Here is a 23,859-nt window from a genome sequence, read left to right as displayed (position 1 = left end):
GCCCAACAACAGGAGGACCTGAATTGACCGTTGTGCGAACGTCACCAATCAGATCATCGACGGCCGAATTGCTCGGTCCGATCGCCACTGTCGATGACATCAACATTCGCAGTGTTCGATACTTTCTCACTGTTGCCGATACTGGATCGGTGTCTTCTGCATCAGCGTTATTGCAGGTCGCTCAACCAACTCTCAGCCAGCAGATCAAACGCCTCGAATCCCGCATCGGTTTCGAACTGTTCACCCGGAACGGACGGGGGCTGGTGTTGACCGCCGCCGGCGAGGCCTTCCGTAACCGCATCGCACCGCTTCCTCTGCAAATCCGTGACGCGATCGAAGCCGCGCGGCCTTCACCGCCCCCTCACGTTCTCCACCTGGCATTGTGCCCAGGGATTGCCTACACGCGAATCTCTGACCTCACTCGACTTTTGCAGGGTTGCTACGCAAACAAGGTGGAGGATCACCTCGATGTGCGATTGCATTCGACCGCCACATCAGATCTACTGGCTGACCTCAAACAACAACGGATAGCGCTCGGAGTGGTGCGACTTCCGTTCGATCACAAGGAAATCAATGTGACAGCATTCCGGACGGACGTTCTCGGAATCGCGGTGCACAGCAACCATGCATTTGCCGGCCGGGACGCGGTGACCTGGAACGAGTTGTCGGCACAGCAACTACTCTGCTTGGATACCGCCCAGAGCGACACCGAAAGAGGTGGAATGCTCTCTCAACTGCACCAACGCGGATGGTTCCCGGAAACAGTCTCGATCGACGACGATCATCCGGCTGTCATAACCCATATGCTGGCAGCCAATCCGTCGACCCTCATGCTGACTTCGCGAGATGACCTCCCCGCTTCGAGAGAACTTCACTGGATTCCACTGTCGGATAACCCTATTGAAGAGACGCTTGCATTGGTTGCCACTCGTTCATCCGTCTACGCGCGCGTCCCACGCGAGCTGGCAGGGCGAATGACCAGCCGCATCACCGAAACAGCAAGCGAGACGGGTTGACCCGTGAGACTCGGTCGAACACCTCTGCAGCACACCACTGACTTGCCAACTGCCAACCGGCAGGAAGATCGGGACGATCCGGTTGGCCGAGGTCGCTCGACAGCACGACCCGTTGGTGAACATTGGCAAGCTCGATTACCCTTTCGTACGGATGCCGATTCATCAAAACGCTCAGCGCAGTCACCTCAACCCAGATAGCCGGGTTTGCCGCGAGCTCTGCGATGTGGTCCACGGAGAAACCTGACATCGGGTGTGTCGCGTGGGTGAGTAAAACTCGTTCGACACCGATCGCCGCGGCCGCATCCATGATTCGTAGACTCTCCTCGGCACTGCTGTGCCCGGTCGCAAGAATCAGATCATGATCTCTCACGCATCGGAGAACGTCGAACGTCGGCCTGGACACAGTGCCCTCTGCCGTGAACGCGGTAGCGGACGACCATCTCGCGCGAGTGAAACCGCTATGCGCGAAACTTTCGCCCGCTGAGCTGTGTCCGCTACGCATGGTAGGAAGAAAGACGATCACTCGGGCGTCACAAAGCTCCCCCTGAGCGAAGACACCTCGCTCGACCGCTCTGGGATCGACGCCACCAGCCACATCGTTGAGGACGATCGACCCGCTTACTGGAAGCCCGAGTTCGCGTGCTTCCCATGCCGATTCGCAGGTTGATCCGAGATGTGACTTGGCGACGAACCAAGCCCCCATACGTTGAGCGTGCCGGCCCGCTTCTATTACGCTGTGTCGACGAAGAAGGAGGTCCGGCCCCGCGTGGACATGAAGATCGACCAATACCGGTGCACTCACCGTTCCCGGTTCTCGTTCCACGGCTGGGCATAACCGAACCGCGATCGTGCCTCATCGAGGCGGATACCTTCGCTCACCGCGGCCGCGATCTTCGCTTCGGTTCGCTCGACGGCTTCTGCCCGTGTGATGACGTCCGCAGCTTTGTCCTCTGGAATGACGAGTACACCATTGTCGTCGGCGATAATGAGATCCCCGGGACGAACGATCACCGTGCCGACTGTCACCTCACGCCCCACGGCGTCTAGCTCGACGCGATTCTTTCCGGACACCATCGACACTCCGACACTGAACAACGGATAGTCCGCGTCGCGGATTTCGGTGATGTCACGTGCAGCCCCGTGTACCACCGTCCCTCTGACCCCTTGACGCTGAGCGACGGAGGTCAGCAGACCTCCCCAATTCGTGCAGTCGGTACTTGCGAAATTGTCCACGACGACGACCGAACCTGCGGGCACATCATCAAGGTAGTTGGCAGCATTGTGAAATCCGCTGACGGCTTCCGCCACCGGCCGGTAAGTCACGGTGTATGCAGGGCCGACAGTTCGGGAGCCGGGCACCCTGGGTACCAGGCCCCTGAGGTGGCCGGTGAGACCCAGGCTGTCGAGAGCATCCGACACGGCAGCAGTATCGAGTTGTTCTGCCCTGTATACGAGTTCGGTGGACACTTGTGGCTTGGAAGTGGTCATCGTTCGATCTCCTTCAGAACCGCGTTTGCTGCTGCGGTAGTGGTTGCGGTACCTCCGAGGTCGTAAGTCACATCGGACGAGTGGCGCCGCTCCACGACTGTGCGAACGGCACTGCGGATGGTCGTCGCTTCACGGGGGAAGTCATGGTGTTCGGCGATTTCGGCGATCGTCAGTATGGTCGCCAACGGGTTGGCGCGGCCGGTGCCTGCCATTTTCGGCGCGCTCCCGTGGACTGGTTCGAAATAGCTGCCGCTACTCCCCAGATTCGCACTGGGTGCCAGCCCGAGCCCGCCCATGATCCCAGCACCAAGATCGGACAAGATATCACCGAACATGTTCTCCGCCAGTATCACTCCGAAACGTTCAGGACGGGTGACCATCCACAGGGCTAGTGCATCTACGTTGAGGATCTCCACCTCGATCTCGGGGTGCTCCTCGGCAATCGATTCGACGATGCCTCGTAAAAGCGTGCTCGACGCTCGAAGTACGTTCGGTTTGTCGGCCACCGTGACGCGGTCGAAACCGTGCGAGTGCGCGTACGCGAATCCGAAACGCACTAATCGCTCGATACCGGTGCGCGTTTGCAGCCGAATCGTCGCTGCGGTCTCCTCGCGACCGGAGTCTGCGGCGTTCGGGTGTACCCGTACGTGTTCCCATAAGTCAGCCGGCACCGGCCGGAAGTCCAGGCCGGCGTAAAGACCTTCAGTGTTCTCACGAATGACGACGAAATTGAACTGGTCGTTTCGTAGGTCTCGTATGGGGCGCACATTGGCGTAGAGCCCGAGATTCTGTCTCAATTGGATGACGGGCGATCGGTAGGTCGGTGGATTGACGCGAAGACGAGTGGGTAGTTCCTGCTCGGCTTCTCTGGCAGGTTTGCTGGTGATCGCCCCTAGTAGGCACGTGTCGGTTTTACCGAGTAATTCCCAAGTCTGCGGAGGTACAGGGTCACCGCCCGATCGCCAGCACTCCCAGCCGACATCCCCGTATTCGAGCGCCCAGGGCAACCCAACGGTTTCGATCACGGGGAGCGCAGCGTTGATAACGTCTGGGCCGATACCGTCACCGGGCAGAACTGCTAATTGCATGGCTTGTCTCCAAAGGTTGGCGGATCTCGGTCAACGCGACGTCGATGCACGTCGGGTTGTGGTGATGTGGTCGCATACCGGCGCCGGCCACCGACAAAGTGCTGGAAGTTGGCCCGTCGGCAGTGTGTTCGGCCCCGACCAATTGGGATCGTGTTCCAACGATGCTCACGATTCGACCTGGGTATCTGTGCGTCGCCTCGTTGAGGTCGACTGTCCGCAACATCGACAGTCCGGTAGCAATTCGTCGAGCTGCGACATGGCGGCTGTGCCGTGTCAGCTGCAGTGGCGGAGTCGGAGGTGCTGCTTCACCGGCGGGCGTCACTTTTGCGTGCAGTTCGACCATGGCCGCATCGATACCCCCTGACGCGGCGAGGTTGATGATCGTGGTCAACCGGGCGCTGAGTTTGGGGCTGGTCCGCACCGGTCCGGAGACCGTGAGCACTGGACAAGATAGGCGGTTCCGTACTGCGAACATTGTCGCGACGGCGCCTCCGAGGGCATTTCCGCAGACAAGATCGAAGCGCAAGCCGGAAAGGTGTTCAGCCCACAACTCTGCCAAGTGTTCGATGCTGGTGGCCTCTTCGGCGAGGGAGTTCGTGTCGACGATGTGTGCGGCGATTCCGTGTCGATCGAGCCCTGCTCTGATTGGTTCGACGGATGCACCTTCGTCCCAGATCGGCAGTGCCGGAGCGAAGATCACTGCTCGAGCGGTCACGCGCTGAGCGCCTGTTCGAGGTCACGTGCCGCACGAACTCTGGCTTGCGAGTCCAGTCCGTGCACCTTGCTTTTGTGTTCGATCGACAGGTTGTATCGCCCGAGTAGTAGATCGGTGGCAGGAACGACTGGCGCCGATTCCGGAACCGTGTCTGATAGTAGGGCGGAGAGGTCGAGCAGTGCTGCAAGTTCGAATCCTGAGCTTTCCGGTGCGCAGCTGTCGAGGTACGAAATCCACTGCTCTGCGATGAGATTGCCCGCTCCTTTGCCCATGCCCAACACAGATGAGTCGATCCAGGATGCGCCTGCCGAAACTGCTGCGATGGCGTTCGCGAGCGCCAAGCCAATGTTGTTGTGTGCGTGAAATCCGATTTGGAGACCGCTGAAATCGCCGGCGACCGTGACCATTCGGGTGACATCTGCTGGTTGTATCGCTCCGTTGGAATCGGCTAGGTAGAGTGCGTTCGCTCCCGCAGCGGCCGCAGCACCGGATAGTTCTGCGATCGTTCGGGGCGTGAGGTTGCTGACTCTGGTGAGGTTCGCCGCGCAGACGAAACCCAGAGATCGGGCGTGGGAGATCAAGTTCCAGGTGAGTGAAGGATCATTCGCGTTGACGCACAAGCGGATCAGTCGGGCTCCCGCGGCGTAGGCCGATTCGAGATCCTCTGCGTCGACATTGTGGGGGTGGGCGATCAGGGCGACATGATCAGCGCCGATTCGGGCGGTGACGTCTTCGATGTAGTCGTCGTCGCCTCTGCCTGTGAGGCCGTTACTTGTGTTGGGGTTGAAAGATCCATTCCGGTAGGCGATTTCGACCCAGTCAAATCCGGCCTCGACGGCCAATGCTGCGTGGTCGAGTGCGTACTGCCTGGGAAAATTGAAGGTGTTGCGGTAGCCGCCGTCACGTAGTGTGACGTCAAGATTGGTCAGGCGCATTTCAAGCTCCTCGGCGTTGGGCTGAATTCGAACGGGATTGTGTGTCAGGTAGTCACAGGTTCGAGATCGAGGTGCCAGCACGTCGGCCGAAGATGACCGAGCGGAGCACCGATGTTGCTGGTGGGTATTCGCTGTAGTACAGACCGGTTGCTTCACCTGCTGCGAACAGACCGGGAATAGGCGTTCCCGACGGTGTAAGGACGCGGGCATCAGGGTCGGTTCGGATGCCTCCGTAGGTGAAGCACAACGCGGCTGTCAGGGGAAACCCGATGTACGGCGCTGTATCGATGGGGGTTGCCCAGTTAGACTTGTCGATTGTCAGGCCTTCGGTCCGTTTACCATCGAATTGTGTGTGGTCGAATGCGACATCGCTGGTGGCAGTGTTGAACTGCGAGATCGTCGCTGTGAGTGCTGCGGGTTCCAGACCGAGTTGCTCGGCCAAATCTTCGATCGTGTTCGACGTGACGGGTGGGACGTCGCTCAGGAGAGCGCGCTCGAACCAGGGCAAGTTGACGGAGGTGGCGTCACCGATCCAGTAGGCGCTCTGGTTCTGATGCGCCCAGATCGAGTAGCCGACTTTTTCGAAGGTGTTGTCCCATGTGTCTTTTCCTTCGTCGATGAAGCGTTCGGCGTGGTCATTGACGAATATTCCTGCAGGAAATCCGTAGAGAACCGCGTCGGCGGATGTCGATCGACGATCGACGGGTTCGGCGTGGATGCCGTCGAATGCTCCGGCTGTGTCAGCTCCCACCTCCAGTGCCATCCGGAGTGCGTCGCCTCGGTTGTTGGCGATGCCTGGCGCGATGAGTGGTAGTTCCCATGCGCGGGGGCCGATGTAGCGGGTGAGCATTTCCGGGTTTCCCTCGAATCCGCCGTTGGCGAGGACGACAGCAGAACCGGTCAGGTCGTGTTGGCCTTGTGGAGTTCGTACTCGTACGCCGGTGACGACTCCGTTTGTGGTCAGTAGCGACAGCGCTTCGGTTTGGTACAACAAGTCCACTCGGTTGTCGGATTCGAGTGTTGTGGAGAAGGATTCGACGATGGATCCGCCTCCTCCGACGGGGCTTGCCGGCGCAGCCATGGAAGGCTGCCCGCTGACAAAGGTGTGAGGAAACGGGAATTGATTGAAGCTGATCTCGACTCCTTGATCCTGCAGAAATGCGATAGCTGCAGGTGTGTCTTTCTGCAAGATCTGTAGGTAGTCGAGATCAGCACGCCCTCCCGATGTTTCAGTGAGCCGATCCGAGTATGTGTCGTCGAAGTTGTGTTCGCTGTCGATGCGGAGAAACGCCCCGGTCCATCGGGTCGCACCACCGCGCTCTTCACGGGAGGAACGCTCGAGGACGGCTACGCGTGCGTCGGCGTCGGCGCTTTCCAGGTAGGTGACGGCAGCGGCGAGCCCAGCGGCTCCGTGCCCTATTACGACGAGGTCGAACGAGGTGTTCACGGTGGTTCCTTTCTGATCGGGGATGTCAGGATTCCGGGCTGATGATGTGTGCCGAGCGGTAGAGCCTGTAGCGAGCTTCCGTGGTGGTTTCAGCGAAAGCTGCGTAGCGCGTTGTGAACTCGGGGTCGTCGAAAATCGCTTCGAATTCGTTCAGACTGTTCCATCGGGCGAAGTTGATGATGCTGTCGTTCTGTGTGCTTCGGAGCAATCTTGACCCGAGGAATCCGGTCGCGGTGTGGGCGACGTGGTCGACTGCGTCGTTGAGTGCTGCCAGTGATTTCTGAGGGTCGTCAGTGAGCGCGACGTTGATGAGAGTGACCTCGTCAGAGTTCGGGCGGGGAAAGACGCCGGGGGCGCTGTAGGTACTGGCGAAGTGAATTCGGTCGTATCGGGCCAGCCCGTCGACGGTCCACGGGTCGCTGGCGACCAGTTTGTCGACAGCTTCGTCGTCGAGGTCTGAGGTGATTACGACGCCACCACCACCGTCTCTGGGTCCGGCTGCGACCACAGTGCCGGCGTTGATTTGCTCGCGTAGCCATCGAATGTGGTCAGGTTTGCTGCGGGTGAGGACGTCAGGATCCGCAAGATAGGTAAGTTTTAGTACGAACATAGGTTTCGCCTTCTTTCGTTGTCGCTGAATGGTGCTCGGGGCCTGGGCCGGTCAGTGAGCGGGAAGTGCGTCGCGGAACTCGGTCGTCCCGAGCGCATCCAGAACCGAGCAGGCCTGTGCGATCATCGACTCGATGATCTGAGCGGCTGGTTGAACCGAGGTAATCAGATCGATGTTCTCCCCCGCGAACAACGGTCGTTGTGTGACGTCGTCATCGGAGACCGATTGCGACCATGCGTCGACGAGGGTGGCAGCGTTGTCGGCGAGTTCGTCTTCATGGCCAAACCATTTGCGGGAGAAGTCGTTCCCGAGAGTGCGAGCGGTGTACTGAGATGGCCAGGGAATTGAACGGATGATGTCGAATGCACGGGTATCGAGGAGATCTCGACTGTGTCCGTTGATCAAGGAATCGGTGAAGGACGGGCTTGTGAGTGCCTCGGCGGCGGCGGCGAACCGAGTGCCGATCATGACCCCGTCGGCACCGAGAGCGAGTGCTGCCGCCAGTCCCCGGCCGTCTGCGATTCCACCGGCTGCAACAAGTGGGATCTGCCCGTTGAGTGCGTCCGCGACTGCTGGAATGAGCGGAAATGTTGCACGGTCTTTGTGGTGTCCACCCGCTTCGGATCCTTGGGCAATGATCACGTCGGCTCCGGCAGCGGCGGCTTCTCGAGCTTGGTCGGTGTCGTGAACCTGCACGGCGGCTAACAGGTTTTCGCGTTGAATGGCTGCGACGTATTTGTTTGTCTGGGCGGCATTTCCGAACGACAATGCAACGAGTGGCGGCCGGTGGGACAAGACGCTGTCGAGCAAGTGAGGGGCCTTGTCGAAGGTGAACGTCACCAGGCCTGCCCCCCAGACGCCACGTGACCGGGCGGCGATGGGCAACTCCGAAGCTATGAATTTTTCGTTGCCGTAGCTGACTCCGACAAGGCCGGCACCACCAGAGTTCGAGACTGCGGCGGCCAGTTCGCCACCTGCTACTCCACCCATTGGTGCCGACAATATCGGATAGCGCGTTCCCAATAGTTTATTCACTTTATTTACCATTCATAAGTCCTCGCTGTACGTTTCGGGATCTTCACTGCAGGAATGTGACGACATGAACGTACTTCGGAACGTCAACTACGTCTATTTGCTATTAGTGATAGCTGGTATTGCGTTTTATAGTTGAACGTACGAGTACGGCAGAATAGTGAATGGAGCGAGGTAGATTGGCGCCGATTACGGTCGGTGCGTACGTTCTGTCTGCTTCGAGTCTCCTATTAATCCGTTTGAGCTGAGTGAAGAATATCTGCAACTAGGTTCTGCTCAGAAGTCAAGATATTAATTCGTTAACAGTCTGTATATTTAGCATGTCGCGTAGCTAATATGATATCCGTCACTTCAACAAATTGCAGTCCGTGGATGAGTATTCGGATACTCGATCTATGAAATCTACAAGACTTAGTAAACTTACTATCAACAATTTACCTAAATTCGTAATGCCGAAATGGGGAGATTTTCCAAATTCTGGCTACTCAGCGATCACTGTCGACCTGCGCAACGCGATGCAACCCGAAGTAATGGGCGGAACATGGGTTCGCTTCACTAGCCACTTATGTGCTGATTCGTCGGGCAGAGGGAGCGATGGCGGCGAATGCGATGCGCCTGCGCACTTTTGGCCACCCGCGACCGTCGATCTTCCCGATGGTCAACGAGTAGACGCGCGCGTCAATCGAGGGCCGCGAAGGTGGTGTGATCGGAAATGATTGTGCATTCGCGGCTTTAGATTGCCGAGTGTAGAACTCGCCTACTGCGGTGGGGTCAGTAAAGGGTTTCTCGGAGCGGGGCAGCTCGCGGACACATCCACACGCTCTGAAGGACCGCCACGTCATGAATCGCTGTATCGCACGTGGAGCGGATGGCAGGAGTCGAACCTGCGTGGACGGTTTTGCAGACCGTTGCCTTGCCGCTCGGCCACACCCGCATTGATCCAATTGTGTTCGTAGTGAACAACAATCGCCACGATTGCGATCAGGGTGAGTTGATCGCAGTGTGACGGGTTGCGGGGGTGGAAGGCAATTGCCGGGCTAGGAGCGCGAGAACACCGCGACGAGGAATTCGGAATTGTCCTTGAACGGGCGCAGGTCCCACGTGGAGAGCAGCAGATCAGCCTCGAGGCCACTCGCGGCCGCGTCGGCGAGAAACTCGGGGAACTCGTAGCCACGGCCGGCACCGAATCCGATGACCACTCGGCCGCTCGGAGCGAGATGACGAGCAAATCCTGACAACACTGCTTGCCTGGTTGACGGAGCGAGAAACGCCATCACGTTGCCTGCCGACACGATGACGTCGAAATTCGCCTCGACACCGCGGGCCGGTAGATCGAGCTCGGAGAGATCGCCGACAAGCCACGTCGGGCCGGGGTGGTCCTCCTCCGCGGCAGCAATGAGAACCGGGTCAACGTCGACTCCGACAACCACATGCCCGACGTCGTGCAGATAACCGCCGAGTCGGCCCGGCCCGCACCCTGCATCGAGAACCCGGCCACCGCGTCCGAGCATCGCGTCGATCAAACGTGCTTCCCCGACAATGTCCTTGCCGTCCGCTCTCATGGAACGGAAACGCTCGACATATCGTGTGGAATGCGTCGAGTCGGCTGCAGTGATCTCTTCCCACTGGCTGGGGATGCGCTCGTTCGGGGCCTGTGCAGTCATCTTTCGAGGGTACCGACAGCTCACCGGGTGCCGACGACCGTCCCGTCTGCGGCATATCCGACGAGAGTTGGACGCGGGAAGGTGAGCGAGAGGGGGATCCATCCGTAGAAGCGATCTTCGGCAAGAACTGTTGGATAGATCTCGCCGTCAGCGGTGTGAAGTTCGGCCCGAACGGCGCCTCCTGCCCCAGCGTCGTAGGTCGCCTCGTGTGGACCGGCAACCATGATGCCGGCTCCACCTCCGAATGAATCTGCGCCGTAAAAGTCATCGCTAGATCTGCAGCCGTGTCCGAGGCTGATGAATTTCGACGGTCCGACCTTGTCGACGTCGGCTGACGCCTCGAAAACCGGGGCGATGCACCTCCAACCGTCCGCGCCGTGGGCAACGAAGACGCTGAACAGGGATCCGTCAGGTCCGGGGATGGACCCGACCCGCTCGGCGGTGGACGGATCTATTCCGCCGTTGATTCCCGGCATCGTCTGCCAACCCGAGTACATATCCGTAAACGGTTTTGGCATCATCGCCGTGGCAGCGGCGCAGCCCACCATTCCCGCTGCACAGAGCATCGCGACGAGAGCTACGGCGCCTACTCGGCGGCGTGGAGTTTTTGTTGCTCCAATGTTGTTTTCGGTAGCCATGATTCGGGTGCGTGCGGCAACCTGGACGTTCTCGGGCCAGAGCTCGGCGGAAAGAGAATTGGTCGGCCGCAGCTTCTCGAGGGTGGTCAGCAGATCTTTGCTCATGGAGTACTCCCGTGTTCGGCGGCAGCGCAAGGTCGGGCGGTGTTCATCGGGATCGCGGTGACGGATTCTGAAGCCAACCCGGCGCTCAATCGACGCCGAGCGCGAAAGAGACGAACATGCATGGCTGGAACCGAACACCCGGCGACCCGCGCGGCTTCGGTGGCGGTCAATCCGTCCCAGGCAGTCAAAAGCAAGGCTTCACGTTCGGTGACGGTGAGTGTTGCCAGTGCTTCGAGCAGTTCCGTGCGTTCGGTGACAGTGACGTCGGCGCCCGGCGTCGATGCCGCAATCTGCTCGATGCGTCGCATCTTCTCGGTGAGCGCGTCAAGGCGCCGAACGCTGCGACGGTTGTTGTTGACAGTGTTTCGAGCCACCACCAACAGCCAGGGCAGTGCCTGCTCGGGCACTTCGTCCAAGCGTCGCCAGGCAACGAGGAACGTCTCGGAGACAACTTCTTGTGCGCTGTGATGATCAACGTGGCGGCAGGTGTACGCGAACACCCGACCGGCGTAGGCGTCCCACAGGACGGTGAAACGCTCTTCGTCGCTCGGTGGTGGCCCGTCCTCGGATTTCGGCGTCATAAGAAGAGATGTCCGGCTGGTTACTGATCCTTACAGCGTCGGCGCCAGTGGACGGTTTGCCGTGTTACTCCGGCCGAGGATTCCGACGGTCAGGAGCAACAACGCAAGGATGTACAGCGTCATGATCCAGATGCCGCAGCGGCAGGCTGCCACTTGTTCGCCTGACCGAGCAGGATCAGGGCGTCAGAGGTGAGGAACAGTGCGCCGCCGATACCGGTGATCGTGTTGTAGGCCAGTGCGGTTGATGCAGTTCCCACCAGGATTGCGGCGTACACGGGGACGGCAATTCGAAGTTCAGGTTCGAGACCGGTCCAGGTGTACGACACAAGAGCGATTCCAGCGGCGGTGTTGGCGCACAGAATCCATGGCCGCCTTCGCATCTCCCGAAGAGCGCCGGCTGAGAGAAAGAATCGGATGAAGCAGAGGTGACCGATCGCGAAGGCGGCCATCCCGATGACAAACGTGGAGTCCCAGATCAGGAACAGGTCTCCGAAAGCGCAGGCAATCAGCGCAGCAGCAACAATTCTCGGTCCGCCTTGGTCGACAACCCAGGCAGCCAGAATCGGCGCGAGCATGACCTTGGTGATCCCGTCCCAAGGCGCAGCATCAGCGGCATTGACGATCAGATGAAGAATCGCTACCGCGGAAAACCCGACAAACCATGGCGACCGGATGGTGCTCGGCAGTCCGGCGTTGCGAACAGATTCACGCATCGGCTCAGCGTAGGAAGTCCGCTGCACGCTCGGCGAGATCGAGCGCCGGCTGGGGGAGTATGCCGAGAATGAGCGTGACACCGGCACCGAGGCCGATCACGCTGCTGGTCAGTGCGCTCGGTACCACGACGGTTGGTGCGTCCGCGGCCGATTCGGTGAAGAACATCAACACGATCACTCGCACGTAGAAATACGCGGCGATCGCGCTGCTCAGCACGCCGACGATCACGAGAGGTGCGGCACCACCCTCGGCGGCCGCGCTGAACACGGCAAACTTTCCGATGAACCCACTGGTCAACGGGATCCCGGCGAAAGCCAACAGGAAAAGTGCAAACACAACTCCGACCAGTGGTGAGCGCCGACCCAATCCTGCCCAGCGCGAGAGCGTCGCGACCTCACCGTCAGCGTCCCGGACCAAACTGACGACGGCGAACGCACCCACGGTGCTGAATCCGTAAGCCAGAAGATAGAACATCGCCGAGGCGAGGCCGGCATTCGAGTTCGCCACCACGGCGGTCAGAATGAATCCGGTGTGCGCGATAGCCGAATAGGCCAGCATCCGCTTCATGTCGGTTTGCGTCACAGCGACGATCGATCCGACAACCATCGTGAGTATCGCGACCGCCCACATCAGCGGACGCCAGTTCACGTATTCGTTGGGCAGGGCCACATAGAAGACACGAAGGATGGCACCGAATGCGGCGATCTTGGTCGCAGTCGCCATGAAACTGGTGATCGGCGTCGGCGCCCCTTGATAGACGTCGGGAATCCACGAATGGAACGGCACGGCACCGACTTTGAACAGCAATCCCACCGCCACGAGTGCTGTCCCGAGCCACAGGAAGGCGTCGGTACCCGACCCGATGCGTGCTGCGTCGGCGATACCGGAGAGTGTGACCGTCCCGGCATAGCCGTACAGCAACGCAATTCCGAAAACGAAGAACGCCGACGAAAATGCCCCGAGCAGAAAGTACTTGAGCGCAGCTTCCTGGGAGAGCAGGCGACGTCTGCGTGCCAGACCACACAGGAGATACAGAGGCAGTGAGAACACTTCGAGCGCAACGAACATCGTCAGTAGATCGTTCGAAGCCGGAAACAGCAACATACCGCCGACCGCAAAGAGCGTGAGAGGAAAGACTTCGGTCTGGGCGATACCGACCTTCAATGCTTCTTGCTCCGCAACACTTCCCGGGACGCTCGACGCTTGAGGGGTGAAACTGCCGAGCGCGTCATGTTGCGCAATCACTTCGGCGGTGTTGCCCGAGCCTCGCTCGGCAATCAGCAGTACCGCGGGGATCGACACAAGAAGGATCGTGGCCTGCAAGAACAGCGTCGGTCCGTCGACCGCAACAGAACCCATCATCGCCGTCGACCGCGTGCCGGCGAGCAGAAGCACTGCCACGAATGCGGCTGCCAAACCTCCGACACCGAGGACGAGTTGCACTGGGTACCGAATACGCCGGGGTGCAAAGGCTTCGATGAGTACCCCGACCACCGCAACACCGAACACGATCAGCATCGGCGAGAGCAGGCTGTATTCGATACTGGGTGATGCCGCGTCGGCCGAGCCGAGGATGGTCACGTCGTTGAAGGAACTCATTTGTGGGCACCTCCTTCGTGGTCGGCGACGAGCGGCGTCGGTGCCTCGTAGACGACCGTGTGGCTCACTGCAGGAGTGATGACGTCCAAGGCAGGCTTGGGGTAGATGCCGAGAAGCAGCAGGAGTGCGATCAGAGGGGCGACCACCACGAGTTCGCGTCGCGCGAGGTCGCGGATCGTTCCCTGCCCTTCCTTCACGGGTCCGCCCATCATGCGCTGGTAGAGCCAGAGTATGTAGATCGCGGACAGTACGAGCGCGGCAGTCGCCGCGATAGCGGCGACGTGGTAGCGCGAGTACGTTCCGATCAGCACCAGGAATTCACTGATGAACGGAGCCAGACCCGGCAGCGACAGCGTTGCCAACCCCGCAACGAGGAATGTGCCGGCAAGGACGGGTGCGACTTTCTGTACGCCGCCGTACGCCGAGATAGATCGAGTACCTCGCTGCGAGACGAGGAAGCCCGCAATCAAGAACAGCGCGGCAGTGGAGATTCCGTGATTGACCATGTACAGCGCGGAACCTGCCTGGCTCTGGCTGGTCATCGCGAAGATTCCGAGAATGATGAAGCCGAAGTGTGAGATCGACGTGTAGGCGATCAGTCGCATGACGTCTGTTTGCGCGATCGCCAGTATTGCGCCGTAGACGATTCCGATCACGGCGAGCGTGATGATCCACGGTGCAAAAGTCGACGACGACTCCGGGAACAGTTGCAGGCAGTAGCGAATCATCGCGAAGGTGCCTACCTTGTCCACGACGGCCATCATCAACACCGCAGTCGACGGAGTCGATTCCACCGCGGAGTCGGGCAACCAACTGTGCAGCGGCCAGAGGGGTGCTTTCACCGCGAACGCGAACATGAATCCGAGGAACAATGCGTTGAGCACCCCGGGTCCCACACCGAGTTCACCGCTGTTTGCCGCTGAGGCGATCGCCCGGAAATCGAAAGTGCCGCTGGTGAAGGGACTCTCGTCGCGAGTGGTGACCACGTACAGGCCGATGACCGCAGCGAGCATGACCAGGCCGCCGAGGAGGTTGTAGAGCAGAAACTTCACGGCGGCGCGAGATCTACCAACTCCGCCGAACCCGCCGATGAGGAAATACATCGGTATCAGCATCGCCTCGAAGAAAATGTAGAACAAGAGAATGTCCAAGGCGCTGAAGGAAATCATCACCATGGACTCGACAACAAGGATCAGGGCGAAATAGGTGTGCGGCATCCGCTTGGGTGATGCCGGGTCCGCGGGGACGTCGTTCCATCCCGCGATCAGAAGTAATGGAACCAGCACGGCGGTGAGAAGAACCAGAACGAGCGCGATCCCGTCGAGTCCAAGTGTGTAGCTGGCACCGAAAGCCGGTATCCAGCTGTGGCTTTCGACGAACTGAAATTGTTCGCCGCCGCGGTCGAACGCAACTCCGAGAACGGCGGCGACCACCAGGACCGCCACGGACACAGCCAACGCGAGAGATTTGGCAAATTGGTACGACCGTGCCGGCAGAGCGAGGACAACACCCGCTCCGATGAGCGGAAGCAGCCAGAGCGCCGTCAGCGCAGGGAAGCCGGCATTAGTCACAGAGTCGCTCACCGCCGCTTCGATCACCACAGTGTCACCGCCATCATTGTCGCGACCACGAGTGTTGCTCCGACAAACATCACCAGCGCGTACGAACGAACAAACCCGGTCTGCAGCTTCCGCGTGAGCGTGGACAACCCGGTGACGACCAACGCAAAGCTGCCCACAACGCCGCCTACTCCCTTGGTGTCGACCACTTCCAGCGACTTGGTGAGTTGTTGTCCCGGCTTCATGAACACCGCCTCGTTGAAGGCGTCACCGTACAGATCACGGCGAGCCGCAACGGTCAACGGAGAAACCGGAGTCGGTGGCGCCACTGGAATCTCCCGGGTGGCGTACTCGCGATAAGCAATCGCGACGCCGGCGGCGACTGCGAGCAGCGCCAGCGCGGTGATCGACCATGCGGGTATCGGCGGTTCGACGTGATGGGAGCCGACAACCGGTTCCAGCCAGTTCTGCAAGCTGGACCCGATGGTCAGGAGCATGCCGGCCCCGACGGATCCCACCGCCAGAATGATCATCGGAGACGTCATCACCGCCGGAGATTCGTGAGGTTTCTCGTTCTCCCAGCGGGCCTTCCCGAAGAAGGTCATCAGCATCACGCGGCTCATGTAGAAGGCAGTGAGCGCCGCACCCAAGAGCGTGACGATGCCCAGCACAACACCCTTGACGCCGCCCTCGCCGATTGCAACCTCGATGATCTTGTCCTTGGAGAAGAATCCTGCGAACGGCGGAACACCGATGATGGCAAGGTAACCGAGTCCGAATGTGACAAAAGTCAGTGGCATGAACGCTCGGAGTCCGCCGTAGCGCCGCATGTCGGTTTCGTCGTTCATCGCGTGCATCACCGAACCTGCGCCGAGGAACAGACCAGCCTTGAAGAATCCGTGGGTGATGAGGTGCAAAATCGCGAAGGCATATCCGGCCGGTCCGAGACCCGCAGCCAGGACCATGTATCCGATCTGGCTCATGGTCGATGCGGCGAGCGCTTTCTTGATGTCGTCTTTCGCACAGCCGATGATCGCACCGAACAAGAGCGTCACCGCGCCGACGATGACAACCACGAGTTGAGCGTCGGGTGCGAGATCGAAGATCGGATTCGAGCGCACGATCAGGTACACACCGGCAGTGACCATCGTGGCGGCGTGGATCAGTGCCGATACGGGGGTGGGGCCCTCCATCGCGTCGCCGAGCCACGATTGCAGTGGCACCTGCGCCGACTTCGCGCACGCAGCGAGGAGGAGCATCAGTCCGATCGCCGTCAGGAGACCTTCGCTTGCGCCGGACGCGTCGCCGAAGACGTTGCTGAACGAGAGCGAGCCGAACGTGCTGAACATCAACATCATTGCGATCATCAAGCCGATGTCGCCGACCCGATTGACGACAAAGGCCTTCTTCGCCGCGGTCGCTGCCGACGGCTTGTGCTGCCAGAATCCGATGAGCAGGTACGACGCCAAACCGACGCCTTCCCAGCCGACGTAGAGTCCGAGGAAATTGTCGGCGAGGACCAGGAGCAGCATCGCTGCCAGGAATAGATTGAGGTACGCGAAGAACTTACGACGCTCGAGATCGTGCGCCATGTAACCGACCGAGTAGATGTGGATCAGCGAACCCACACCCGTGATGAGCAGAACGAAACACATCGACAGTTGGTCCAGCTGTAGTCCGAACTCGACTTGAAGACTGTCGACCGGGACCCAACTGAACAGGTGCTCGGTAACGGTGCGGTCGGCGGTGTCGCGGCCGAGCATGGCGATGAAAAATACTACCGCCACGACAAACGACGCGACAGCCATGACGCAGGCGAGCAGGTGACCCCACACGTTCGTGCGGCGACCGGCCAGCAAAAGGACAGCGGCACCGCACAGCGGCAGGGCGGGGAGCAACCAGATGGCGGACGTGATTCCTCCTGACATGTCAGTACTTCAGCAGGTCTGCGTCGTCGACGGATACAGAACGCCGAGATCGGAAGATGATCATGATGATTGCCAGGCCGACGACAACTTCGGCTGCAGCGACCACCATCGTGAAGAAGGCGAAGATCTGGCCGTCGAGATTGCCGTACATACGCGCGAAAGTCACGAACGCCAGATTGGCGGCGTTGAGCATCAACTCGATGCACATGAACACCACGATGGCGTTGCGTCGCAGGAGGACTCCCGCAGCCCCGATGGTGAACAACAGGACCGACAGATACAGGTAGTTCTCGGGATTCATCGCGCAGACTCCTCACCGGTACTCGGATCCGGGGATCGCGGAGTGAGCGCGCTGCTGACGGAGAGTGTCGAGTACGATCCGTCCGGCAACAAGGCCGGCATGTCCACCGCGTTGTGTCGTGCGTACACACCGGGGCTCGGGAGTGGAGTGGCCGAGCCTTTTTCGGGATTGTTCTCATCGCTGCCCAGGTACGCGAACCGTTGCTGCGAGAGTTCCCGTTGGCTGAGTGTCGCTCCGATCTTCTCCCGATGCGCGAGCATCATGGCGCCGAGTGTCGCCGTGATCAGTAGTGCGCCGGTCAGTTCGAAGGCCCAGACGTAGCGGATGAAAATGAGATCGGCGAGAGCGTCGATGTTGCCCTGCTCGAGTCCGGTGAAGCCGGTGAAGCCCGAGATCGACGCATTACCGAGGCCACCGATGAGCAGCAGCCCGAATCCGACGCCGATCACGATCGCGCTGACTCGTTGTCCCCGTAGAGTTTCGATCAAGGAATCCGAAGAATCCACGCCCACCAGCATCAAGACGAACAAGAACAACATCATCACCGCGCCGGTGTAGACGACGATCTGGACGACGCCCAGGAACAGCGCGCCCTGCACGATGTAGAACACGGCCAGGATGATCATCGTCATTGCAAGGAAGAGTGCAGAATAGACGGCTTTGGGAGCGGCCACGACACCCAAAGCGCTGATCACCGCCAAGGTTCCGAGGATCCAGAACTGCACCGCTTCGCCGGTGGAGGTCGAAGTCATCGTTCCCTCCGCCAGAATCGTAGTAGTGACCGCCGCGATCATTTCTCGGTCTCCTGGCTCGGCTTCGGTTCGGGTGCTGCTTGCGCGGGTGCTGCTTGCTCTGATGCTGCTGCGATGTCGCCGCGGTAGTAGTCGTCCTGAGTTGTGCCGGGACGCAGCGCGTGTGGTGGTGCCGTCATGTCGGGCTTCAATGGTGCGAGGAGGCGGTCCTTCTCGTAGATCAACCCGGCTCGGTTGTCGTCGGTCATCTCGTACTCGTTGGTCATCGTGAGGGCCCGAGTGGGGCATGCCTCGACGCAGAGGCCACAGCCGATGCACCGCAGGTAGTTGATCTGATACACCCGCCCGTAACGCTCACCGGGAGAGAACCGTTCTTCTTCGGTGTTGTCAGCGCCTTCGACGTAGATTGCGTCAGCGGGGCAGGCCCACGCGCACAGCTCGCATCCGATGCACTTCTCGAGTCCGTCCGCATACCGGTTGAGTTGGTGGCGACCGTGATATCCGGGGGCGGTGGGGCGCTTCTCCTCCGGATAGAACTCTGTCTCGGGCTTCTTGAACATTGTCGAGAGCGTCACTCCGAAACCCGCGATAGGTCCGAGGAATTCAGGCATGGGAGTCCTCCGATGTGTCGGAAACATCTGTCCGCCGCGGCGGTGGCACGTTCTGACCCGGTGGTTTTCGGGTCGGCAGCGTTTGACCAGGCAGTGTTTGACCCGGCAGGGGTGGAACCGGGAAGCCGCCCGACATCGCATCGAAAGGTGTGGCCCCCGAATCGGGCACCAACGCGGCGGTTCGGCGACGGCCACGGTAGGTTCCGGCCAACACCATCAGGAGCCCGGCTCCGAGAACCAGTGCGACGCAGAGAAGTACGAGCCAGGTGTTGTAACCCTCGTTGCGGAAGGCGCGAACAGTCGCGATCACCATCACCCACACCAAGGCCGCGGGGATGAGAATCTTCCAGCCGAGATTCATGAACTGGTCGTAGCGCAACCGCGGAAGTGTGCTGCGCAACCAGATGAAGACGAAGAGGAAGCCCCACACCTTGGCGACAAACCACAGCACGGGCCACCAAGCGGAATTGGCGCCGTCCCACAGATTGAATGGGAACGGTGCGTGCCACCCGCCCAGAAACAGCGTCGTGGCCAGAGCGGACACCGTCACCATGTTCACGTACTCGGCCAGCATGAACATCGCGAACTTGAGTGAGGAGTACTCGGTGTGGAACCCACCTACCAGCTCACCCTCGGCCTCCGGAAGGTCGAAGGGCGCTCTATTGGTTTCGCCGACCATCGCTGTCACGTAGATCAGGAAAGACGGCAGGAGAAGAAAGACGTACCAGGCACCTTGTTGGGCACTGACGATTCCGGACGTGGACATCGTTCCGGCGTAGAGGAAGACTGCGGCGAAGGACAGTCCCATCGCTACCTCGTACGAGATGACCTGCGCGGTCGATCGAAGTGCGCCCAGTAGTGGATACGTCGATCCCGACGACCAGCCGGCAAGCACGATGCCGTACACACCGATCGAGGTCACGGCCAGGATGTAGAGAACTCCGACCGGCAGATCGGTCAGCTGCAAGGGTGAAAGGGTTCCGAAGATCGACACCTGCGGACCGAACGGAATGACGGCAAAAGCCATGAACGCGGGCACGACTGCGATGACGGGCGCGAGGAGATAAATCGGTTTGTCGGCTCCGGTAGGAGTGATGCCTTCCTTGAGGGCGAGCTTGATTCCGTCAGCGAGGCTCTGGAGCATTCCGCGGGGGCCGACGCGGTTCGGTCCGACACGCATCTGCATACGCGCCATGACTTTTCGTTCCGCGTAGATCGCCACCAGCGGGGTGAGTACGAGGAACACGAAGATGGCGAGAGCCTTGCCGATCACTAACCACCACGGGTCGTGTCCGAACGCCGACAGGTCGACCGGAGCAGCGACGCTCTCGTACTCGTGGGCGGTCATTGCGTTCCCGCCTTCGCGATCTTCACGATCGATCCCGCGGTGGCGCAGAGTGTTTCGTAGACGGTGCTACCCGGTGAATTGAGCGGCAACCAGACAGTTCGAGGTGGTAGTTCGGTGATCTCCAACGGCAAAGTGACGGTGCCGGATTCAGTCGACACGGCAACCTGATCACCGTTATCGGCTTCGATCTCGGCCGCGGTCTCGGCCGACAAACGCACGAGCGGGGACCGTGCAGTACCCGCCAGGTTGGGCTCGCCGTCCTGCAAACGGCCGTTGTCGAGCAACATTCGCCAACTCGACAACACCGCCTCGCCTAGCGCCGGTGTGGGCGCGGCGCCTGCGGGTACCTGAGGTGAGGTGGGGCGTAATCCGGACCACACCCCGAGGCGGTGTATCTCTGCGCGCGCGGAATCTGCGTCGGGCAGCCCCAGATCGATACCCATCTCCGCTGCGATCGCGTGGAGAACGCGCTGATCTGGCATTACGCCTGTTGTTCTCAATGCCGTGTCGAACACACGCTCGCGGCCTTCCCAGTCGAGGAAGGTTCCGGGCTTCTCGGCGACCGGTGCCACCGGGAAGACGACGTCGGCGAGTTCGGTGACTTCGCTGTGACGGATTTCCAAGCTCACCACGAATCCGGCGGCTTCGATCGCGGCGCGCGCCTTCGCCGGGTTCGGGAGATCACTCAACTCGACGCCGCCGACAAGAAGCGCAGCAGTCGTCCGCCTCGAATCCAGGAGGCTCGCGGCGTCGCGACCGTCGGACGTCGGGATGGGGGCGTCCCACACCGATTCCACCTCTCGACGCGCCAGCGGGTCCGCAACGAGGCGTCCACCGGGAAGCATTCCCGGTAGCGCACCAGCCTCGACGGCGCCGCGATCACCAGCGCGGCGTGGGACCCAAGCCAGGGAAGCTCCCGTCGCTTCGGCGAGACGTACTGCCGCCGAGAAGCCACCCGTCACCTCACTGAGTCGTTCGCCCAGCAGGATCACTGCGCCGGGCTGTCGGAGGAGCTGACCCTCCTCACTACTGGGGCGAGCCAACGAATCCATCAGAGCTGCTTCACTTCCGGGTACGGTCCGAAGCAAAGCACCCCCCATCTTCTGCAGGCCTCGCGTAGCGAACGGCGCGCTGGCGAGCACCGTTGTCTTGCCGAAACGAGCGGCTTTGCGTAGCCGCAGGAAGATGATCGGTGACTCCTCCTCGGGCTCGAGAGCGACCAGCAACGCAGCCGGGGCTGATTCGAGATCTTGGTACGTCACCGACTCTTCGAGCGTGCGGCCAGCGACGTGAGCTGAGATAAAGCTGGTCTCTTCGCCTGAGTGAGCGCGGATTCGGAAGTCGATGTTGTTGGTAGCGAGAGCAACTCGCGCGAACTTGCTGTAGGCGTACGCGTCCTCCCGGGTCGATCGTCCACCGACGAGTACGCCTGCGTCACCGTGGGCCTGTGCGAAGGATCGCGCAACGAGGTCGAGTGCCATGGGCCACGACGCCGGAATCAATTCGCCGTCAGCGTTGCGGATGAGGGGGGTGGTGATGCGATCGCCTTGGGTCGTGTATGTGAAAGCGAAACGTCCCTTGTCGCAGTTCCACTCCTCGTTGACGTCGGGGTCGTCCCCGGCGAGACGACGAAGAACCTTGCCGCGACGGTGGTCGGTGCGCTGGGCGCATCCGTCGGCGCAGTGCTCGCACACGCTGGGACTGGACACCAGATCGAACGGGCGCGCCCGGAATCGGTATGCCGTGCTGGTGAGCGCACCGACCGGGCATATTTGGATCGTGTTACCCGAGAAGTAAGACTCGAAAGGCTCGTTGGCGTAGATCCCGACCTGTTGAAGCGCACCGCGCTCGAGGAGATCGATGAACGGGTCGCCGGCGATCTGGCCCGAAAACCGTGTGCACCTGGCACAGAGGACACAACGCTCGCGGTCGAGGAGGATCTCGGACGAGAGTGGGATGGGTTTGGGGTAGGTCCGTTTCTCCTCACCGAACCGCGATTCCGTGCGACCGGTCGACATCGCCTGGTTCTGGAGCGGGCACTCGCCGCCCTTGTCGCACACGGGGCAGTCCAGAGGGTGGTTGATGAGCAGGAGTTCCATCACCCCCCGCTGCGCCTTCTCGGCCACCGGCGACGTGAGTTGCGTGGTGACGACCATTCCGTCCGCAACCGGTGTCGTGCAGGACGCCACCGGCTTGCGTTGACCTTCGACCTCCACGATGCACTGGCGGCACGCCCCGACCGGATCCAGAAGGGGATGATCGCAGAACCGCGGAATCTGGGTGCCGATCATCTCTGCAGCGCGAATGATCAACGTGCCCTTGGGAACCTGAAGTTCTCGGCCGTCGATGGTGAGAGTGACCAGATCAGTAGGCGGTGCCGTGTCGGTCTTGGTGGCGTCGGCTGCAGTCATGAGACGAACGCTCCTGTCGCGAGTACGGACCGGTGAGGATCGAACGGGCATCCGTTGCCGTCGAAGTGCGCGACGTATTCCTCGCGGAAGTACTTCATGGAGGACATGATCGGGCTGGTGGCTCCATCACCTAACGCGCAGAAGGACTTTCCGAGGATCGTGTCCGAGATGTCGAGTAGTTTGGTGAGATCGGCTTCGGTTCCTGTTCCGCCTTCGAGTCGCCGCAGGATCTGGACCAGCCAGTACGTGCCTTCTCGGCACGGCGTGCATTTACCGCAGGATTCGTGGGCGTAGAACTCGGTCCATCGCAGCACCGCGCGCACGATGCAGGTTGTGTCGTCGAATATCTGCAGTGCCTTGGTGCCCAGCATCGATCCCGCGGCGCCGACGCCCTCGTAGTCGAGTGGGACATCGAGGTGTTCCTCGGTGAAGATCGGTGTCGAGGATCCGCCGGGAGTCCAGAACTTGAGGGTGTGTCCAGCCCGAACGCCGCCCGCGTAGTCGAGAAGCTCTCGCAAGGTGATGCCGAGCGGCGCCTCGTACTGGCCGGGTGTGGTGACATGACCCGAGAGCGAGTACAGCGTGAATCCCGGTGACTTTTCACTTCCCATCGACCGGAACCACTCCGGGCCGCCCAGGACGATCGACGGAACACTCGCGATGGACTCGACGTTATTGACGACGGTCGGGCAGGCGTAGAGGCCGGCGACAGCGGGGAACGGCGGCCGCAATCGAGGCTGACCGCGCCGCCCCTCCAGAGAATCGAGAAGGGCTGTCTCCTCCCCACAGATATACGCGCCGGCTCCGGCGTGGACGACGAGATCCAGGTCGAATCCCGAACCGAGGATGTTTCGGCCCAGGTATCCGGCCGCGTAGGCTTCGGCCACAGCAGTCTGTAGGCGTCGCAGGACAGGGACGACCTCGCCCCTGACGTAGATGAACGCCTTGGCTGCTCGAATTGCGTACGCTGCGATGATCACTCCCTCCACCAACGTGTGGGGAGTCGCCATCATCAACGGCATGTCCTTGCATGTGCCAGGCTCGGACTCGTCGGCATTGACGACGAGGTAATGAGGCTTGCCGTCTCCGGGCGTGTCTTCAGAGACCTGCGGGATGAAGCTCCACTTCAGGCCCGTCGGGAAGCCGGCGCCACCGCGCCCGCGAAGGCCCGCGTCCTTGACCGTCTCGATCACGGCATCGGGGGAGCCTTCGAGTGCTGTGCGTAGGGCCTTGTAGCCGTCGTGACGAAGGTAGCTGTCGAGGGTCCACGAGTTCGGTTTATCCCAGTAGCGACTCAGGACGGGGGCGAGTGTCATG

General features: G+C 60.7%; 22 protein-coding genes and 1 tRNA gene. 1 reads left to right on the top strand and 22 read right to left on the bottom strand.

Annotation, left to right across the window (positions count from 1 at the left end):
* The first annotated feature begins 32 nt into the window (after positions 1–32).
* On the top strand, positions 33–1,016 hold the full coding sequence (locus ACSW29_RS23295) for a LysR family transcriptional regulator (RefSeq protein ID WP_347874046.1): 984 nt from the start codon (positions 33–35) through the stop codon (positions 1,014–1,016).
* Here the strand turns inward: ACSW29_RS23295 and ACSW29_RS23290 are convergent.
* From ACSW29_RS23290 to nuoF, 22 genes are all read right to left on the bottom strand, one after another.
* Complete coding sequence (locus ACSW29_RS23290) at positions 988–1,818, bottom strand: DUF6282 family protein (protein WP_230817098.1); 831 nt, start codon at positions 1,816–1,818, stop codon at positions 988–990. The two genes, ACSW29_RS23295 and ACSW29_RS23290, sit on opposite strands and share 29 nt — an antisense overlap.
* Complete coding sequence (locus tag ACSW29_RS23285) at positions 1,815–2,504, bottom strand: RraA family protein (protein ID WP_317828610.1); 690 nt, start codon at positions 2,502–2,504, stop codon at positions 1,815–1,817. The genes ACSW29_RS23290 and ACSW29_RS23285 overlap by 4 nt, the downstream gene beginning before the upstream one ends.
* Positions 2,501–3,592 (bottom strand): isocitrate/isopropylmalate dehydrogenase family protein, encoded by a 1,092-nt coding sequence (locus ACSW29_RS23280; RefSeq protein WP_448278401.1) that lies wholly within the window; start codon positions 3,590–3,592, stop codon positions 2,501–2,503. The genes ACSW29_RS23285 and ACSW29_RS23280 overlap by 4 nt, the downstream gene beginning before the upstream one ends.
* A complete protein-coding gene (locus ACSW29_RS23275) occupies positions 3,567–4,307 on the bottom strand; it encodes a hypothetical protein (protein WP_448278400.1) in 741 nt (246 codons plus the stop codon). The genes ACSW29_RS23280 and ACSW29_RS23275 overlap by 26 nt, the downstream gene beginning before the upstream one ends.
* Positions 4,304–5,242: a hypothetical protein gene (locus ACSW29_RS23270; RefSeq protein WP_448278399.1), complete on the bottom strand. Its 939-nt coding sequence runs from the start codon at positions 5,240–5,242 to the stop codon at positions 4,304–4,306. The genes ACSW29_RS23275 and ACSW29_RS23270 overlap by 4 nt, the downstream gene beginning before the upstream one ends.
* A gap of 52 nt (positions 5,243–5,294) precedes the next feature.
* On the bottom strand, positions 5,295–6,689 hold the full coding sequence (locus tag ACSW29_RS23265; RefSeq protein ID WP_448278398.1) for an FAD-binding protein: 1,395 nt from the start codon (positions 6,687–6,689) through the stop codon (positions 5,295–5,297).
* A gap of 25 nt (positions 6,690–6,714) precedes the next feature.
* Positions 6,715–7,299 (bottom strand): hypothetical protein, encoded by a 585-nt coding sequence (locus tag ACSW29_RS23260; RefSeq protein WP_448278397.1) that lies wholly within the window; start codon positions 7,297–7,299, stop codon positions 6,715–6,717.
* 51 nt (positions 7,300–7,350) lie between these two features.
* Positions 7,351–8,346: an NAD(P)H-dependent flavin oxidoreductase gene (locus ACSW29_RS23255; protein ID WP_448278396.1), complete on the bottom strand. Its 996-nt coding sequence runs from the start codon at positions 8,344–8,346 to the stop codon at positions 7,351–7,353.
* Between the two features lie 845 nt (positions 8,347–9,191).
* Positions 9,192–9,265 (bottom strand) — tRNA-Cys (locus tag ACSW29_RS23250).
* A 103-nt stretch (positions 9,266–9,368) separates the two neighbouring features.
* Positions 9,369–9,995 carry a class I SAM-dependent methyltransferase gene (locus ACSW29_RS23245; protein ID WP_230817106.1) on the bottom strand — a complete coding sequence of 209 codons (627 nt, stop codon included), beginning with the start codon at positions 9,993–9,995 and terminating at the stop codon, positions 9,369–9,371.
* 20 nt (positions 9,996–10,015) lie between these two features.
* Complete coding sequence (locus tag ACSW29_RS23240) at positions 10,016–10,738, bottom strand: hypothetical protein (RefSeq protein ID WP_448278395.1); 723 nt, start codon at positions 10,736–10,738, stop codon at positions 10,016–10,018.
* Complete coding sequence (locus ACSW29_RS23235; protein WP_448278394.1) at positions 10,735–11,319, bottom strand: RNA polymerase sigma factor; 585 nt, start codon at positions 11,317–11,319, stop codon at positions 10,735–10,737. Before ACSW29_RS23235 ends, ACSW29_RS23240 begins: the two co-directional genes overlap by 4 nt.
* Before the next feature lie 119 nt (positions 11,320–11,438).
* Positions 11,439–12,032, bottom strand: a complete 594-nt coding sequence (locus ACSW29_RS23230; RefSeq protein WP_448278393.1) for a lysoplasmalogenase family protein — start codon at positions 12,030–12,032, stop codon at positions 11,439–11,441.
* A 4-nt stretch (positions 12,033–12,036) separates the two neighbouring features.
* Positions 12,037–13,632, bottom strand: coding sequence for an NADH-quinone oxidoreductase subunit NuoN (nuoN, locus tag ACSW29_RS23225; RefSeq protein WP_448278392.1), 1,596 nt, complete (start codon positions 13,630–13,632; stop codon positions 12,037–12,039).
* The gene (locus tag ACSW29_RS23220; protein WP_448278391.1) at positions 13,629–15,233 is read right to left on the bottom strand and encodes an NADH-quinone oxidoreductase subunit M; all 1,605 of its coding nucleotides are present in this window, start codon (positions 15,231–15,233) and stop codon (positions 13,629–13,631) included. Before ACSW29_RS23220 ends, nuoN begins: the two co-directional genes overlap by 4 nt.
* Entirely contained in the window at positions 15,227–17,119 is a 1,893-nt protein-coding gene (gene nuoL, locus ACSW29_RS23215; protein ID WP_448278390.1) for an NADH-quinone oxidoreductase subunit L, read from the bottom strand. Before nuoL ends, ACSW29_RS23220 begins: the two co-directional genes overlap by 7 nt.
* A 1-nt stretch (position 17,120) precedes the next feature.
* Positions 17,121–17,420: an NADH-quinone oxidoreductase subunit NuoK gene (nuoK, locus tag ACSW29_RS23210; RefSeq protein ID WP_448278389.1), complete on the bottom strand. Its 300-nt coding sequence runs from the start codon at positions 17,418–17,420 to the stop codon at positions 17,121–17,123.
* Entirely contained in the window at positions 17,417–18,214 is a 798-nt protein-coding gene (locus ACSW29_RS23205; protein WP_347872590.1) for an NADH-quinone oxidoreductase subunit J, read from the bottom strand. The genes nuoK and ACSW29_RS23205 overlap by 4 nt, the downstream gene beginning before the upstream one ends.
* Positions 18,211–18,783, bottom strand: a complete 573-nt coding sequence (gene nuoI, locus ACSW29_RS23200; protein ID WP_448278388.1) for an NADH-quinone oxidoreductase subunit NuoI — start codon at positions 18,781–18,783, stop codon at positions 18,211–18,213. The genes ACSW29_RS23205 and nuoI overlap by 4 nt, the downstream gene beginning before the upstream one ends.
* Complete coding sequence (gene nuoH / locus ACSW29_RS23195; protein ID WP_317828596.1) at positions 18,776–20,131, bottom strand: NADH-quinone oxidoreductase subunit NuoH; 1,356 nt, start codon at positions 20,129–20,131, stop codon at positions 18,776–18,778. The genes nuoI and nuoH overlap by 8 nt, the downstream gene beginning before the upstream one ends.
* On the bottom strand, positions 20,128–22,542 hold the full coding sequence (locus ACSW29_RS23190; protein WP_448278387.1) for an NADH-quinone oxidoreductase subunit G: 2,415 nt from the start codon (positions 22,540–22,542) through the stop codon (positions 20,128–20,130). The genes nuoH and ACSW29_RS23190 overlap by 4 nt, the downstream gene beginning before the upstream one ends.
* Positions 22,539–23,858 carry an NADH-quinone oxidoreductase subunit NuoF gene (nuoF, locus tag ACSW29_RS23185; RefSeq protein WP_317828594.1) on the bottom strand — a complete coding sequence of 440 codons (1,320 nt, stop codon included), beginning with the start codon at positions 23,856–23,858 and terminating at the stop codon, positions 22,539–22,541. Before nuoF ends, ACSW29_RS23190 begins: the two co-directional genes overlap by 4 nt.
* Position 23,859: the final 1 nt, after the last annotated feature.

It is taken from the genome of Rhodococcus sp. GB-02 (assembly GCF_053470465.1).
The sequence above is the reverse complement of the archived record's forward strand: the minus strand, read 5'-3'. Positions and strand labels throughout refer to the sequence as shown.

What these genes read in the sequence shown, in the direction of transcription:
- ACSW29_RS23235 (WP_448278394.1), bottom strand. Translation starts at nt 11,319, where the DNA reads ATGACGCCGAAATCCGAGGACGGGCCACCACCGAGCGACGAAGAGCGT.
- ACSW29_RS23230 (WP_448278393.1), bottom strand. Translation starts at nt 12,032, where the DNA reads ATGCGTGAATCTGTTCGCAACGCCGGACTGCCGAGCACCATCCGGTCG.
- ACSW29_RS23260 (WP_448278397.1), bottom strand. Translation starts at nt 7,299, where the DNA reads ATGTTCGTACTAAAACTTACCTATCTTGCGGATCCTGACGTCCTCACC.
- ACSW29_RS23245 (WP_230817106.1), bottom strand. Translation starts at nt 9,995, where the DNA reads ATGACTGCACAGGCCCCGAACGAGCGCATCCCCAGCCAGTGGGAAGAG.
- nuoF (WP_317828594.1), bottom strand. Translation starts at nt 23,858, where the DNA reads ATGACACTCGCCCCCGTCCTGAGTCGCTACTGGGATAAACCGAACTCG.
- ACSW29_RS23205 (WP_347872590.1), bottom strand. Translation starts at nt 18,214, where the DNA reads ATGATCGCGGCGGTCACTACTACGATTCTGGCGGAGGGAACGATGACT.
- ACSW29_RS23270 (WP_448278399.1), bottom strand. Translation starts at nt 5,242, where the DNA reads ATGCGCCTGACCAATCTTGACGTCACACTACGTGACGGCGGCTACCGC.
- ACSW29_RS23240 (WP_448278395.1), bottom strand. Translation starts at nt 10,738, where the DNA reads ATGAGCAAAGATCTGCTGACCACCCTCGAGAAGCTGCGGCCGACCAAT.
- nuoH (WP_317828596.1), bottom strand. Translation starts at nt 20,131, where the DNA reads ATGACCGCCCACGAGTACGAGAGCGTCGCTGCTCCGGTCGACCTGTCG.
- ACSW29_RS23280 (WP_448278401.1), bottom strand. Translation starts at nt 3,592, where the DNA reads ATGCAATTAGCAGTTCTGCCCGGTGACGGTATCGGCCCAGACGTTATC.
- nuoI (WP_448278388.1), bottom strand. Translation starts at nt 18,783, where the DNA reads ATGCCTGAATTCCTCGGACCTATCGCGGGTTTCGGAGTGACGCTCTCG.
- nuoN (WP_448278392.1), bottom strand. Translation starts at nt 13,632, where the DNA reads ATGAGTTCCTTCAACGACGTGACCATCCTCGGCTCGGCCGACGCGGCA.
- ACSW29_RS23285 (WP_317828610.1), bottom strand. Translation starts at nt 2,504, where the DNA reads ATGACCACTTCCAAGCCACAAGTGTCCACCGAACTCGTATACAGGGCA.
- ACSW29_RS23190 (WP_448278387.1), bottom strand. Translation starts at nt 22,542, where the DNA reads ATGACTGCAGCCGACGCCACCAAGACCGACACGGCACCGCCTACTGAT.
- nuoK (WP_448278389.1), bottom strand. Translation starts at nt 17,420, where the DNA reads ATGAATCCCGAGAACTACCTGTATCTGTCGGTCCTGTTGTTCACCATC.
- nuoL (WP_448278390.1), bottom strand. Translation starts at nt 17,119, where the DNA reads ATGTCAGGAGGAATCACGTCCGCCATCTGGTTGCTCCCCGCCCTGCCG.
- ACSW29_RS23255 (WP_448278396.1), bottom strand. Translation starts at nt 8,346, where the DNA reads ATGGTAAATAAAGTGAATAAACTATTGGGAACGCGCTATCCGATATTG.